Genomic DNA, 14019 nt, shown 5'->3' with positions numbered 1-14019 from the left:
TGGCTTCCAATCTCGATCTCATTCAGCCGCCTCGCCAATCATGTCCACGACGGCATGGATCAGCGCCTCGTCCTGAAAACTACTCTTGGTCAGATAATAGTCCGCACCTGCGTCGAGCCCGCGCGCGCGATCTTCTTCCCGATCCTTGTATGAAACGATCATAATGGGTGTGTTCTTGAGATCAGCATCCTTTCTGATCAAACTCACCAGCTCGATGCCATCCATGCGAGGCATGTCGATGTCGGTGACGACGAGATCGAAAGGACCAGACCGGACGGCATTCCACCCGTCCATGCCGTCTACCGCCACTTCGACCTCATAACCGTAATTGCCGAGCATCTTGCGCTGGAGTTCGCGAACCGTCAGTAAATCGTCAATCACGAGCACGCGCTTGCGCCTGCTCGCTTCGGGACCGCCCGCGGCGCGCCGAAGAGCTCGAAATCCGCTGGACGATGCAAGCTTTTCCACCGATCGGATCAGATCGTCGACGTCGAAGATCAGAACAGGCGAACCGTCTTCCATCAGGGCCGCTGCGCTGATGTCCTTGATCTTGGCAAACCGTGGATCGAGAGGTCTGATCACTAACTCGCGTTCCCCGAGAAAACGGTCAACGATCAGGCCGTACGCATCGCCCCGACCCGCATCCACGACGACGACCGATAGTTCGTTCGGTTCCGATCCGGGCTCACCTCGATCGAGCACCTCGCGAGCGGTGACCAGCCCGATCTGTCGATCGTTCAATCGAAAATGCGGCCGGCCCTGCAGGACGTTGATCTCCGTCCGTTGCAGTTTCAAAGTCTTGGAAATGGCAGCGAGTGGAAAAGCATAGGGCTCTCCATCGACATCGACGAGCAGCGTGCGGAGGACCGACAGTGTCAGCGGCAATTGCAGTTGAAATCGGGTTCCGTGGCCAAATTCTGAGGAGACGCTTGCGACTCCCCGGACTTCCTTCGTCATGGCTTGCACTGCATCGAGCCCCACACCGCGACCTGAGACGTCGGTAAGGCCCGCTTTCATGGAAAAGCCTGGCAGAAACAGAAACGCGAGCAATTCGCTTTCGCTGAGTGTTTCAGCACTTTCCCTGGTTGCAAGTTGCCGGGCGACGACGGCCTCGCGCAGCTTCGAGAGCTCTATCCCCCTGCCGTCGTCCACCACGGCTATCTGCAGCAGCCCGGCATTGTGCCTCGCTTCGAGCCTGATGAGCCCCTCTTCGGGTTTGCCCATCGCGAGGCGCTCCTCAGGCGGTTCAAGCCCATGGTCTACAGCGTTGCGCAGAAGGTGCCCCAAAGGGGCATCGAGCTGCTCGAGGATATCGCGGTCGATGCCGGTCGAGCCGCCTACGATCTCCAGTCGCACCCGCTTGCCAAGGGTACGACCGAGGTCGCGGATCATTCTCGCATAGTGTCGCACGCCGTCCTCAAAAGGCCGCATCCGGCTCGCCAACGTTTCGTCGTACAATCTGTTGGCAAGATCGGTCGCTTTCCGATCCACTGAATCCAACTCATCGAAACGCTCCGCCAGGAACGCTTGGCTCAACCGAAGCTTTCGCTGCGCTTCAGCCAGCCCCTCCACCACCGCCGCATCGTTTGAAACCGGCGGCAGCACTGCATGAAGATTGTCGAATGCACTTGCGAGGTCCGATTGAAGTCGCTTCAGCCGTAGCAGCCCGTCAGCGAATGGCCTGAGCCGCCGAGCTTCCATCAGCGACTCGCCAGCCAGCCCGAGCAATCGGTTCAGGCTGTCTGCCGTCACCCGAACCATTCTATCAGAGCTGATGCTGCCGTGGGCTTGCGGCACCGCCCCAACGAGGAGGTTCGCTGAAGAGGTCGTCGCCAGTTGCTCCTGGGCATGATCTGGAGTTGCGAAATCAGCTGCAAAATCTTGGGGCCCGGGCTTTGCCTGGGGGAGGGACAACCCCTCGAACTTCGCGAGAAAGGTTTCGACTTCTGAGTTGGCGCTTTCGCTCGATGATCCCGATGCGATCAATTTCAAAAGGTCAGAACCTTGCAGAAGCGCGTCTATATGCTCCCGTCGCACCCTCAGATGCCCGCGTTGCGCTGCGACCAGGCAGTCTTCCATCGCATTTGCAACTTTGACTGCGGGCATCAGGTCGATGATGCGGGCAGCTCCTTTCAGGGAATGCGCGGCACGCATGCATGCTTCCAGGGCGTCGGCGGCGATAGGATCGCGTTCGAGTGCCAGAAGTCCAGAGGTCAGAGCCCGTGACTGCGTCTCCAGTTCGGCCTGGAAGAGGCTGAGCATCGAAACCTGGCTGAAGTCTTCATCTGTCATGCGATGCTCCGATCCAGCATCGTGAGCAGTTGTCGTGGATCGAGACAGCCAACGGCTCGTCCTTGCCATGGCAGCACGGCAACCGTAGCGGCCGACAGTGCCTTGCCAATCATGGCCGGAACAGCGAGAGTGTCGCGTTCCTGGTACCGATGTAAGCCGTGGATCTCATCAACCATAAAAGCAACCCGCTTGTCGCGCTCGCCTACCACGACAAGGCGGCGAAATACCTTGGTTCGTGTGCCTTGTTCCCCTTCCTTGCGCTCGTCTATCCCGAGCAATTCGGCCAGGGACAGGCAAATAAGCAATTCACCACGGACATTCGCAATGCCGAGCAGTGCACTGTTCCTGCGATGTGGAAGTGAATGAACGCGACGAGATTCAGCCACTTCATGAAAAATACCGACCGGAAGTGCCAGCCATTCCTCCCCCAAACGGAAGAGAACGGCCGTCTGCAGCGCGTCGCTGTCTGCCGAATCGATCCCTGCACGACCAGCCTTGTCAGGCCATTCGTCGCGAGATGCCGAGGGAGCTGCACGGTCGAGGAGGCGTCGTGCGATCTTCTTGTAGGTCGGGCAATTGCGGCAGTGGAGATGCTGCTCTAGTAGCGGACATGACTTGTCACCCCGTACGCCTATTTGCCGCCAGCAGTCGTTGATTTCGATCTCCTCCACCGGCTGAGCGATCCTTGTCGAAGCCGCCATCAACTGCCGCTCCTTTTCTGGACCCGACCCAGCCGGCCGGCCAGCGCCTCGGCGCCGTTATGGTCGCCTTGCTTGCTAAGCAGCAAGGCCAGATGGACAAGAGCTTCTCGATGATTTGGCGCGAGATAGAGCGCCTTGCGATAACTTTGCGCGGCTTCGGGTGCAGAACCATCCGCATCCTGGACGAGGCCCAGCAGGTAGAAGATTTCTGCGGAAGGACCGAACTCCCTGAGATGCGCCAGGGCGACCTCCTGTGCCTCCTTTACGCGTCCTGCATTGGCGATCCGTTCAACCGCGATGAGGCTTTCCGAGGCGCGTGCAAGCGGCTTGGCCGGAGCCTGCCCGCGGCCTTCATTGCCACTTGTCGGTCGGAACGGACGAAGAGGCTCGCTCTTGTTGACCTTAGGGCTTGGCGTCCGCACCGGGACGGCGGCCGAAACCTTCGGCGCCGTGGTCTTGACGGGCTCCGATTTCAGAAAGGCGAAGGCCAATGGCCATTCAGCGGAAAGAAAGCCATGCACCCTTGGAAGAGCTGCTTCCGCCGGACCGACCAGAAGAAGTCCGTCTTTGGCCAGCAGGTCCTTCAGGCAGATCAATGCGCGATCCTGCAGCTCTCGATTGAAATAGATCAGCAAATTGCGGCAAAGCAGGATGTCATAGACCTCTTGCCCGAAAGGCGCGTGAGAACCGAACAAGTTTCCTACCATGAACCGAACCTGTTTCAGCACCCCAGCAACAGGCCGCAACCCGCCCTCGGCCGCTTCGAAATAGCGATCCTTGAATTCTAAATGGCTGCCGCGAAACGAATTGCGGCCATAGATGGCGTGTTCAGCCGTCGCGATATTGCGGCTGCTGACGTCCACGCCATCGATCTTGAACTCATGCGCCTCAAAGCCGGCATCGAACATGGCCATGGCGACCGAGTAAGCCTCTTCGCCGGTTGAACATGGCAGGCTCAGGATTCTTATCGGCTGAGCAGGCTTGTGCGCGCGCGCATGCCGCGCCAGCATCGTGAACGCTTCTCGGTCGCGAAAGAACCAGGTCTCTGGGATCACCACCGCATTGATCAGCTCCTGCAGCTCCTGCGAGGAACCGGCTAAGTGTTGCCTATAGGCCTGAGGGTTGGTTATCCGGCATGCTTCCATCCGTTCTCTGACCGCCTGACGAACCACTGTCGGACCAACGCTGGCACTGTCCAGTCCAATGGTTTCCGTCAGGAGCTTTTCTATTGCTCCGGTCATTGATCACCTATTGCCGCCTGGCGGAGCAAAGCGGTACGAATCTCTTCCGAAAGCAGCGCTTCCACTTTGACCCACTGAATGATCTCCAAACCATCGGAAGCCACCGGCCCAAGATAGGGCGGGGTTCCTGGTTCCAGTCCGAACGGCGCGAAATCGGCCGGGTCTCGCTCGATCGTATCCGTCACCCGTTCCGCGATCAGCCCCAGCAGGCGTCGCTCGCCATCATCCGCCGGATAGCGCGTCACAACGATCCGGGTGCTCAACAGGCGCTCCGATGGTCGGCCAAGCGCAAGAAGGGTGACATCGATCAGGGGGATGGGTATTCCGTTATAGCTGACCAAACCCACCACACCAGTTGGCGCACCCGGAAGAACTTTCACGTCGATATAGGGCAGCACCTCTTCAATTTTGTGGACATCGATCAAGTAGCGATCCGGACCCATGCTGAAGGCGAGGAATAGCATTGTCACCTCCTACTGCCGGCTCGCTATGCTCGTAGCTTGAACCTCGATATGCTACTTCGCATGCCGCCTGAGACTTGATTGAGCTCGTCGATCGCGAGCGTCGATTGCTGAAGGGACTCGACTGTTTGCTGAGCTGCCTCGCTTAGCTGGGTTAGCGTGTCGCTGATCTGCCCCGCGCCGGTCGCCTGTGCTTGCATGCCTTCATTGGCGACTTCGAAACGTGGCACCAGCCCCTGAACCTGCTGAATGATCTCGAAGAGTTGCCCGCCGACCTGCTGGATGTCCTGCATACCCCGACGGACCTGCTCGGAAAACTTGTCCATGCCCATCACCCCGGCCGCGACTGCCGACTGGATGTCCTTGACCATTTGCTCGATATCGTAGGTGGAGACAGCTGTCTGGTCCGCGAGCCTTCGGATTTCCGTTGCCACCACTGCAAAACCCCGGCCATACTGGCCTGCCTTCTCCGCCTCGATGGAAGCGTTGAGCGACAACAGGTTCGTCTGATCGGCCACTTTGGTGATGGTCGTCACCACCTGATTGATGCTGCCGGCTTTCTCGCTCAGGATCGCCAGTTTGGAATTGATCGCGCCAGCCGCTTCCATGACCTGCTGCATGGTTTCTTCCATACGGGTCAGCCCCGCTTGCCCCCCGCCAGCCACGGCAGCGGTTTGTTCGGCAACTGTGGAGACCTCGTTCATCGTGCGGACCAGTTCGTTTGATGTGGCGGAGATTTCCTTGGCTGTCGCTCGGATTTCTGTTGTGGTCGCTGCGATTTCAGTCGCAGTTGCCTGCTGTTGCTTGGAGGTGGCGGCGATCTCAGTTATCGACGTGCCGACCTGTATGCTGGACCTTTGAACCTGACCAATGAGGGTTGTGAGATCGTCCGCCATTGCGTTGAAGCCGTCGGCAAGCACGCTGAATTCGTCTCGGCGCCTCAGATCGAGCCGTTCGCTGAAGTCGCCTTGCCGCATCAATTGAACCGCGTCGACCAAACGGGTGAGCGGACCTGTAATGGCGCGAAACAGCTGGTAACCCAAAAGAAGGGCTAGCCCGAGGGCTATCAACAAGCCAACGCTCAAACCGACTTCGGCCGTTCTGACGATCGAGCTGATCCGCTGCGTCGCGCTGTTTGCCTCGCCTCTGTGATCCTCAACCATGGCCTGCAGAGCGGACTGCAATTTTACAAAGATCGGCTCTACTTCGTTCTTGATAGCTGGGCTTTCATTGGGAGTTTCACCTTTCGACAAGGCAGCCCGGCTTGTTTCCAGCACAGCAGTTTCAGCCAGACGGAATTGGTTGGCGAGTTGTTTGACGGCTGCATAATTCTGCTTGTCGATATCGGAGACGATCGTTGCCTCATAGTCGTCCATCGACCGCTGCACCTGGTTGCGATTGGTCGTGATCGCGTTTTCAACCGTGCTTCTGTCTGACGGGTTGTCCTGAAGGGCATATTCCTGAAGCAGACTATGGGCCGCCATCTGGCCCGTCATGATCTCGGTACTGTGATAAAGGTCCGGAAGGATGCCCTTCTCGACCTCAGTCGCCTCCTCCCCCGCCTGAAGAAACCAGGCGTACGCGATGAGGGCTATCACGGACATGACCACCAGAACGGCTGCGAAACTGACGAGGATGCGGTGGCGTATTGTCAGACTCTTCATGGAACCGGTTCACCAATGGGGGGCATCGTGGGCTGCGCGACAAGCGCTCGTTCCGACATATTCGAAAAGGTGCGTCGAAAAGCGGTAGTCTGATGCTGAATGGTTTCTTTTCCGTTCCATAGCTAATGATGGCGAGGCGGCTCGCCAATCGGCGCCGCCAGAAGCGGTGGTCAAAGGACGACTGCCGTCCACGCACATCAGCCCGAGATCGGCTGGATGGCACGCCGCGTCAGGAGGAGCGTGGACGAGCTGCTTGAGGCCACGAATTGAATGACTGCTTAGGCCAGGTCGAGGCAAGAAAGCCGACGTCCTGCTTGCTGCCCCTAAGCTGCCAGGCGGGAACGCGCCTCATATCAGCCGTCCAGCATGATCGTCGCACTGAAAGCGGATCGCCGAAACCACATGTCGCAAACTGGCCAGCGCGTAGATTGGCGCCGAGTACGGGTTCGACATGCGCAGGTGACGATAACTAAATGGCAAGCGCCCCCGCCTGAGGCCCCTCAGGACTAAAATGATCTTGAGACAGTTTCAAATGCGCATCCTCAAGCGGCGGCCGCCAACCGCACAAGGATGAGCACAACGTGACGAGCGCTCTGGAGCGTAGAGGGGACTAACCCGACAATCCCTTCCTTTGCGACATTGCGGCGGGGAAAAAGATTACGAGATGGAGCAGGCGTATTGCCAAAGGGGTCCAGCAGCGAGAGTTCGCGTTTTCCGCCTCGGCTGTGAACCCGCTTCCATTCGCTGATCTTGCTCAGGTCGAGGTCTACTTGCCATCGAGGGCTCATGTCCCAGCTCATAAGCAGGCGGTTGGGTAGGTCTCGGCCAGCACACGGCCCGGTGGCACTCCTGGGGTCCACACCGCAGGTTCAAACTGACCACCGACCCAGGGTTCGAAGACGTTCCCGATCGGAACACCGAGCAGATTGTGCTCGCTCTCCCTCAAGTTACTGAAATCTTCGTGAAGACATTGAAGGCGTCGCAAAGGACGCCTCGACAACGACGGAGTCGCTTTAAGGGCCCGGCCACCGGATGCTTAGATCTCGTTGACAAGGGGTGCTATGGGATCATAACGTACCTAATTGGTATAACAGGTATGCCACATGATCGGAGTTCTGATCAAACAGCGGAAGCTTTCGGACGAGGTGGCAGCGCACCTCGAGCGGATGATCCGAGAGGGAGAGTTGGCCGAAGCCGACCGTCTCCCATCTGAACGGGAACTCATGCGGCAGTTCGGGGTAGGGCGGCCTTCCATCCGTGAGGCCCTGCTGCATCTGAGCAAAATGGGCCTTGTCGAGATAAAATCGGGGGAGCGTGCCCGCGTCACTCGACCCACTCCTCAATTCGTGATCGACGCCCTTTCAGGGCCGGCTCGGCACATGATTTCGGCGCCGGGAGGGGTTCACGACTTCCAGAGCGCGCGGCTGTTTTTCGAGGTCGGTCTTGCCCGCAACGCCGCTGTGCATGCTACCCCGGAAGACGTTGAAAGCCTCAAGGAGGCGCTCGAACTCAACCGGCAGTCGATCGGCGATCTGGCGCGCTTCGAGCGCACGGACGTAGACTTCCATTACGTGCTGGCGGTAATCACCCGCAATCGGATCTTTACAGCTATTCACGCGGCCTTAGCTGAATGGTTGCTCGAACAGCGTCGCACCACATTGGCCAAGGGTGAAGACCGCAAGGCTTACCAGGCTCATCGCGAAATCTTCGAGGCCGTCGCCGCGCGCGATCCAGACGCGTCAGAGGCGGCCATGCGCAGCCATCTCGAATATGTGGCCAAGCGGTATCTGCAACTTGCGAGGCCCAAGTGATGACCGGATTTGTCGTCTGGGTCGATTTCCGCCTGAGGCCTGGTGCCCGGGACAGATTCCGAGAACTTGTCGACGCCAATGCGACCGCCTCGATGCGCACCGAGGCCGGCTGCCGCCGCTTTGACGTGACGGAGGCGCGCGGCGAACTGGATCGGGTCCTGCTCTATGAGATTTACGATAGCGAGGCCGCATTCGAGGACCACTGCCGCACCGCTCATTTCGACGAATTCAATACGCAGAGCGCGCCGCTCGTCGTGACCAAGTTGGTGACGACCTGCGACCTCGTTCTTGAAGCCACGCATTGAGGCGAACATAGGCGGATTGGCCCATTGGGGCGAACGGGAGGAAGTGCATGTCGGAGCCAAGTCTCAGGGCGTTAGTTTCTCACAGGCGGGTCAAGCTCGGCACGCTCGTCGCCGAGTTCGCCACGCCGGGAATCGGTCACATCCTGAAGTCCGCTGGCTGCGATTTCGTCTTTTTCGACATGGAGCATTCGGGATTTAGCTTGGAAACGCTGAAGAGTGCGATCCGTTATTTCGAGGCGGCCGATCTGCCGGTCATGGTGCGTGTGCCGTCGCAGGACTACCATTTCCTCGCCCGCGCCATGGATATGGGCGCCGAAGGCCTGATCGCGCCGATGGTGAGCAGCGTCGAACAGGCGCAGCACATCATCAACTCCATGAAGTACCACCCTGCCGGCGCCCGCGGTGTGGCGCTGCAGATCGCTCATGACCGCTACCGCCCAGGCTCGGTCGCTGATAAATTCGAGGCCGCCAACAAGCGCTCCACGTTCATCTGCCTGATCGAGACCGCCGACGGCGTCAAGAACATTGACGGCATCGCGGGACTGGACGGGGTTGATTGTCTTTGGGTCGGACATTTCGATCTGTCCGTCTCGCTCGGCATTCCTGGCGACTTCGCCCACCCCACTTTCACTGCTGCAATGGCCAAAATCGTTGCCGCCGCCAAGAAGCACAACAAATCGCTTGGACGCTTGGTGCCCAACGTCGCCCAGGGACACGAGTTCTACGCACAGGGCTTCGATTTCATTTGTTATTCAGGCGACGTTTGGGTCCTGCACGACGCGATCGCCGACGCGGTTTCCAAGATCCGGGCCGGGTGCCAATAGGAGCGGAGGAGACGATGGACAGCGTGAAATTCAGGGTGGCGCTTTCCGGTGATTTCCGCAGGCCGGACGGCTCGCCGACCTACCCAGATTTCGATCTGGAACCGCTGCGCAATGCGACAGGTGTCGAGATGGTGTTCCTCGAGTCAAACAGTCCGCTTCGCGCCGACCAACTTGAGGATTTCGATGCGCTGATCCTCCTCGCCCATCGTTTCGATGCCACGAGTGTCCCCAGGAGCGGCCGCCTGGCCGTCGTTGCCCGCTTCGGGGTCGGCTACGACACTGTCGACGTTGAGGCATGCACCGCAGCCGGTATTGCCTTGGTCATCACGCCCGATGGCGTGCGACGGCCCGTCGCCGTATCCGTCATCACCTTCATGCTGGCGCTGACCGGCAAGCTGCTGACAAAGGACGCGCTCACCCGCAAAGGGTCTGTTGGTTTTGAGAAGCGCTCCGAACATATGGGGGTCGGCCTCGTCGGGCGTACGCTTGGGTCGCTGGGCATCGGCAACATCGGTGCCGAGGTCTTCCGCTTGGCGAAGCCCTTTGACATGCAATTCATTGCCCATGACCCGTTTGCCGACAAGGGGGTCGCTGCCGACCTGGGCGTCGAGCTGGTCGGGCTGGAGGATCTGTTTCGCTGCGCCGACGTGCTGTCGGTGAGTTGCCCCCTGTCGCCCCAGACCCACCACATCGTCAATGCGGAGCGGATCGCGCTGATGAAGCCGACAGCTTACCTGATCAACACCGCGCGCGGCCCGATCGTCGACCAGAAAGCGCTGACGCAAGCGCTGCAGGAGCGCCGCATCGCCGGCGCCGGTCTCGACGTGCTGGAACAAGAGCCTCCCGAGGCAGACGATGCGATCCTCAAACTCGACAATGTCATCCTGGCGCCGCACGCGCTTTGCTGGACCGACCAGTGCTTTGCCGGCAACGGTGCCGCCGACGTCAAAGCGGTAATGGAGGTGCAGCGTGGTCGCGAGCCGCGCGGCGTGGTCAATCGCGAGGTGCTTTCGAGCGAGCTGTGGAAGACCAGGCTGTCTGGGCTCGCCGCCCGCTTTGGAACCTAGGAGGACACTGATTTTCGGCGCGCCGCCGCGGCCTGTTTGCGGCGACCTTACGGGAGGAAATGCTTGACCGCTGCGCCGGCGGACGAGTGAAGCAAAAGGAAAATGGGAGGACCAAGCACTATGAACGATCGTGAAAAACGTGACTTTCAGGCAGGTCTCGAAGCAGAGGTCGACGCCTTCATGCGCGGCGAAACCACCCGCCGAACTTTCATCACCCGCTTCGGTCAGATGACCGGCATGTTGGCCGTGTCCGGCCCGCTGCTGGGGATGATGACCGATTGGGCGCTGGCGCAGCAAACATTGGAATTGGCGGACGGCACGTCGCCGCTCGGCCAGGCGCAGGCCGCAGCCCTGAAAGCATCGAAGGAAGGGCCTGCGGACGGTTCCGCCTTTCGCGCGGCGGAGGCGGCCAAGGCGCATTCGGGCGTCACCCTCAACATGACCTACGAGGCTGGCCTGCAGGCACTCGACCCGCGCAATTTCAGTGGGCCGATGTGGGAGCAGCTTACCGGGATGAAGTCGAATGTCGTCGAGCTGTCGAACCCGGACCAGTACTCCAAGGCGGTCGCCGAGCACATCGCCGGCTCGGGTGCCTATGACGTCCTCGACATCTCGCCGGCCTGGACGCCGTCGCTTGCCGATGGCGGCGTCATCGCCCCTCTAGACGACTACATCGCCAAATACATGAACCCGGCAGACCTCGAGGACTATCATCCCCTGTACAAGGCGCTGCCGACCTACAAGGGTAAGATCTGGGGGTTCTTCGACGACGGCGACATGTTCGCTCTCTACTACCGCAAGGACATTTTCGAGGACCCTAAAATGGTGGAGGCTTACCAGGCGAAGTTCAACGCCAAGCTTGGACCGCCCAAGACATGGGAAGAATATGCCCAGATCGCCCAGTTCATCACCGACCAGATGGCGCCAAAGGTCTATGGCGCGGGACATTTCCGCAAGGCGGGCAGCCCCGGCAATCAGTTCGACTTTCTGCAGCAGTACCGGGCCAACGGCGGAAAACTCTTCGGCGACGACATGAAGGCAGGTTTGGTTTCGGATGCCGGCGTCAAGACGCTGACAAACATGCTCGCCGCAAACAAGGCCTCGATCCCCGGCAACAACGAGCTCGACGCCGTCTCCTTGTGGGCGGCTTTCCTGACCGGCAAAGTCGCGATGATCTATTCCTGGCCTCCTAGCGGCCGTATGGCGGCCAACTATTCGCAGTCGGCCACGGCAATCAACTTCATTCCGCAGTCCCAAATCGCCGGCAAGGTCGGCTATGCCGTGGTTCCGGGAAATCCGGAACATGCCACCGGCTACAACAAGGCACTGTCGGCCGACTCGCCCAACGCTGAGGCGGCGTATCTGTTCATGCAGTGGGTATGCTCGCCACCCGTCTCGCTGGCACGTTGCATGCTGCCCTACGCGCTACGCGACCCGTACCGCATCTCGCACTTCAAGTCCGAGCTCTACGGCGCGCTCTTCCCGAGTGCCAAGGAGTACCTTGCCAACCTCAACAACTCGGCAAATGTCGGTCTGCTCGACCCGATCATGCCAGGCGCGCAGGACTACTTCTTGAGCATCGATCGCATGTGCACGGCGGTGTGGGCTGGTGCGGATCCGAAGGCGTCGCTTGAAACGGCGGCCGCCGAGTGGAACGAGACGACCGACCGACTGGGTGTGGATTCGCAGAAGGGCTTCTACACCGAGTTCTTGAAACTGCCTGGCGCCACCGCCGACAACACGGTGGAAAAACTTGGCATGGCGGTCACCCTCTGAAGGGAGGCGGACTCTCTGGAGCAATTGGTGTTGCGGGCGCTTGGCTCGCAACACCTCCCCGCTAAGCGGCGATTGGATACGCCTATGCAGCCCACAGCCACGATCCGCCATTTGAAGGCCGCCGGCGCACCGCCCCGGCTGTCTGCCTTTGCCCAATGGGCTGACCGTCATTTCAAGTGGCTGCTGGTCGCCCCCGCTGTGCTGCTGATATTGGCACTGTCGATCTATCCGCTTCTGTTCTCGCTGGTGGTATCCTTCATCAACTACGACTTCCAGGTGCCGGGCCACGCCTTTGTCGGATTGAAGAACTTCGAGCGGGTCGTGTTCGATCCCGTAGCACGTTGGTCCCTGTTGCTGACAGCATCGCTGTCGGGCATCAGCGTCGCTATAGAATTCGTTCTCGGCCTCTTGGTGGCGCTGACAATGGTGCGCAGCTTTCCGGGCCGCGGTGTGATCATGTCGATCCTGATCGTGCCGCTGTTCATCAGTCCGGTCATCGTCGGCCAAGCCTGGACGCTGCTTTTACAGCGGCCTTTCGGACCGACGAACTATATCCTGACGCAACTATTGGGGCAGGAGGTTACGATCGGCTGGATGACGGAGCGCCCGTGGCTCTACGTCTCGCTGATCATCGCCGATGTCTGGCAGTGGACGCCGTTCATGTTCGTCATCCTGCTCGCCGGGCTGACCGCAATCCCACCCAATCTCTATGAGGCGGCAGAACTCGACGGCGTCAACGCCTGGCAGGTTTTTTGGGCGATCACGCTCCCGCATCTCGGGCCGATGATGCTGCTGGCGCTGACCTTCCGTCTGCTCGACGCAATCCGTATGTTCGACACCATTTTCATCATGACAGGGGGTGGCCCGGGAACACAAACCTACACGGCCTCCTATTATCTTTATACCATCGGCTTCACACAGTTTCATCTGTCGCAGGCAACAGCAGGAAGTTGGCTGTTCCTGATCTTTACGGCGCTCATCGTGACGTTGCTGGTGCGTCGGCTCTTGAAGGTAGAACCGGTCTGATGGCCGCCGTCGCGCCCGCCCGCCGCAGGAAACGCCGGTCGTTGCCGATCGGCCGAATTCTGCTGCTGGGGTTCTTCCTGGTGTTCGTGCTGTGGCCGCTCTACTGGATGTTCAACACCTCCATCAAGCCCAGCGACGACTACCTCACCGTACCGCCTGTCTGGTTCCCCGCCGCTCCGACGCTTGTCCACTACAAAGCTGCGCTGTTCGCCTATCGTGGTCTCGACGGGCTCATCAACAGCCTGATTATTTCGCTTTCGGCCACGGTGCTTTCGGCGCTGCTCGGCACGCTGATGGCCTATAGCCTGGCGCGCTACGACACCGGCGGCAAGCATCTGTCTTTCTGGGTGCTGTCGCAGCGCTTTTTGCCGCCGATCGGGATCGTGCTGCCGGTGTTCCTGATCTATCGCCAGGTCGGGCTCTACGACACTCATGTCGGCCTGATCATCGCCTATACGGTCTTCACGCTGCCGGTCTCGGTGTGGATGATGTTCGCCTATTTCCGCGGCATGCCGAAGTCGATGGAGGAGGCGGCCCTCGTCGATGGCTGCACGAGATGGGAGGCGTTCTGGCGCGTTGCCGTGCCGCTCGCAGCACCGGGCATCGTCGCGGCGGCTGTGTTCGCCTTCATTGCATGCTGGACGGAGTTCTTCTTCGCTCTGATCTTGACCAGCCGAACTGCCTTTACACTGCCAACGGTCTTCCGCGCCTTCATCGGCTTCCAGGGCGCGCAATATGGCGAAGCCGCGGCCCTTGCCATCGTCTCCCTTGTGCCATCGATCGCCCTTGGGGTCCTTGCTCAACGTCATCTGGTGCGCGGGCTGACGCTCGGCGCCGTTCGCGGTTAGGAA

General features: G+C 59.9%; 12 protein-coding genes. 7 read left to right on the top strand and 5 right to left on the bottom strand.

All coding sequences use genetic code 11. The features are described 5' to 3' along the window. Nucleotides 1–18: 18 nt before the first annotated feature. From ACYG9Y_RS13795 to ACYG9Y_RS13775, 5 genes are read right to left on the bottom strand one after another with little or no spacing between them, the layout of a single operon-like run. The gene (locus ACYG9Y_RS13795; protein WP_460223132.1) at nt 19–2292 is read right to left on the bottom strand and encodes a hybrid sensor histidine kinase/response regulator; all 2274 of its coding nucleotides are present in this window, start codon (nt 2290–2292) and stop codon (nt 19–21) included. Beyond that, a complete protein-coding gene (locus ACYG9Y_RS13790; protein WP_023705671.1) occupies nt 2289–2993 on the bottom strand; it encodes a chemotaxis protein CheW in 705 nt (234 codons plus the stop codon). Before ACYG9Y_RS13790 ends, ACYG9Y_RS13795 begins: the two co-directional genes overlap by 4 nt. After that, entirely contained in the window at nt 2993–4234 is a 1242-nt protein-coding gene (locus tag ACYG9Y_RS13785) for a CheR family methyltransferase (RefSeq protein WP_023705670.1), read from the bottom strand. Before ACYG9Y_RS13785 ends, ACYG9Y_RS13790 begins: the two co-directional genes overlap by 1 nt. Then, on the bottom strand, nt 4231–4698 hold the full coding sequence (locus tag ACYG9Y_RS13780) for a chemotaxis protein CheW (protein WP_023700505.1): 468 nt from the start codon (nt 4696–4698) through the stop codon (nt 4231–4233). Before ACYG9Y_RS13780 ends, ACYG9Y_RS13785 begins: the two co-directional genes overlap by 4 nt. A 23-nt stretch (nt 4699–4721) precedes the next feature. Then, nucleotides 4722–6359 (bottom strand): methyl-accepting chemotaxis protein, encoded by a 1638-nt coding sequence (locus ACYG9Y_RS13775; protein ID WP_023689447.1) that lies wholly within the window; start codon nt 6357–6359, stop codon nt 4722–4724. Nucleotides 6360–7462: 1103 nt separating this feature from the next. On the opposite strand from ACYG9Y_RS13775, the gene nanR reads away from it, so the two are divergent. From nanR to ACYG9Y_RS13740, 7 genes are all read left to right on the top strand, one after another. Then, nucleotides 7463–8170, top strand: a complete 708-nt coding sequence (gene nanR, locus ACYG9Y_RS13770) for a transcriptional regulator NanR (protein WP_023693327.1) — start codon at nt 7463–7465, stop codon at nt 8168–8170. Further along, a complete protein-coding gene (locus tag ACYG9Y_RS13765; RefSeq protein WP_023669450.1) occupies nt 8170–8475 on the top strand; it encodes a putative quinol monooxygenase in 306 nt (101 codons plus the stop codon). Before nanR ends, ACYG9Y_RS13765 begins: the two co-directional genes overlap by 1 nt. A 47-nt stretch (nt 8476–8522) precedes the next feature. Continuing rightward, the gene (locus ACYG9Y_RS13760; RefSeq protein WP_023749392.1) at nt 8523–9299 is read left to right on the top strand and encodes an HpcH/HpaI aldolase family protein; all 777 of its coding nucleotides are present in this window, start codon (nt 8523–8525) and stop codon (nt 9297–9299) included. Nucleotides 9300–9313: 14 nt separating this feature from the next. Next, nucleotides 9314–10366, top strand: coding sequence for an NAD(P)-dependent oxidoreductase (locus tag ACYG9Y_RS13755; RefSeq protein WP_023739345.1), 1053 nt, complete (start codon nt 9314–9316; stop codon nt 10364–10366). Nucleotides 10367–10486: 120 nt separating this feature from the next. Further along, nucleotides 10487–12142 carry an extracellular solute-binding protein gene (locus tag ACYG9Y_RS13750; RefSeq protein ID WP_023739346.1) on the top strand — a complete coding sequence of 552 codons (1656 nt, stop codon included), beginning with the start codon at nt 10487–10489 and terminating at the stop codon, nt 12140–12142. A gap of 27 nt (nt 12143–12169) precedes the next feature. Further along, nucleotides 12170–13168 carry a carbohydrate ABC transporter permease gene (locus ACYG9Y_RS13745; RefSeq protein WP_245260451.1) on the top strand — a complete coding sequence of 333 codons (999 nt, stop codon included), beginning with the start codon at nt 12170–12172 and terminating at the stop codon, nt 13166–13168. Then, nucleotides 13168–14016, top strand: coding sequence for a carbohydrate ABC transporter permease (locus tag ACYG9Y_RS13740; protein WP_023827582.1), 849 nt, complete (start codon nt 13168–13170; stop codon nt 14014–14016). Before ACYG9Y_RS13745 ends, ACYG9Y_RS13740 begins: the two co-directional genes overlap by 1 nt. The last annotated feature ends 3 nt before the right edge of the window (nt 14017–14019 follow it).

It is taken from the genome of Mesorhizobium sp. W050 (assembly GCF_054719535.1).
The sequence above is the reverse complement of the archived record's forward strand: the minus strand, read 5'-3'. Positions and strand labels throughout refer to the sequence as shown.

Excerpts from the sequence above, each read along its gene's own strand:
- ACYG9Y_RS13795 (WP_460223132.1), bottom strand. The coding sequence starts at position 2,292 with ATGACAGATGAAGACTTCAGCCAGGTTTCGATGCTCAGCCTCTTCCAG.
- ACYG9Y_RS13750 (WP_023739346.1), top strand. The coding sequence starts at position 10,487 with ATGAACGATCGTGAAAAACGTGACTTTCAGGCAGGTCTCGAAGCAGAG.
- ACYG9Y_RS13740 (WP_023827582.1), top strand. The coding sequence starts at position 13,168 with ATGGCCGCCGTCGCGCCCGCCCGCCGCAGGAAACGCCGGTCGTTGCCG.
- ACYG9Y_RS13785 (WP_023705670.1), bottom strand. The coding sequence starts at position 4,234 with ATGACCGGAGCAATAGAAAAGCTCCTGACGGAAACCATTGGACTGGAC.
- nanR (WP_023693327.1), top strand. The coding sequence starts at position 7,463 with ATGATCGGAGTTCTGATCAAACAGCGGAAGCTTTCGGACGAGGTGGCA.
- ACYG9Y_RS13765 (WP_023669450.1), top strand. The coding sequence starts at position 8,170 with ATGACCGGATTTGTCGTCTGGGTCGATTTCCGCCTGAGGCCTGGTGCC.
- ACYG9Y_RS13790 (WP_023705671.1), bottom strand. The coding sequence starts at position 2,993 with ATGGCGGCTTCGACAAGGATCGCTCAGCCGGTGGAGGAGATCGAAATC.
- ACYG9Y_RS13760 (WP_023749392.1), top strand. The coding sequence starts at position 8,523 with ATGTCGGAGCCAAGTCTCAGGGCGTTAGTTTCTCACAGGCGGGTCAAG.
- ACYG9Y_RS13755 (WP_023739345.1), top strand. The coding sequence starts at position 9,314 with ATGGACAGCGTGAAATTCAGGGTGGCGCTTTCCGGTGATTTCCGCAGG.
- ACYG9Y_RS13775 (WP_023689447.1), bottom strand. The coding sequence starts at position 6,359 with ATGAAGAGTCTGACAATACGCCACCGCATCCTCGTCAGTTTCGCAGCC.
- ACYG9Y_RS13780 (WP_023700505.1), bottom strand. The coding sequence starts at position 4,698 with ATGCTATTCCTCGCCTTCAGCATGGGTCCGGATCGCTACTTGATCGAT.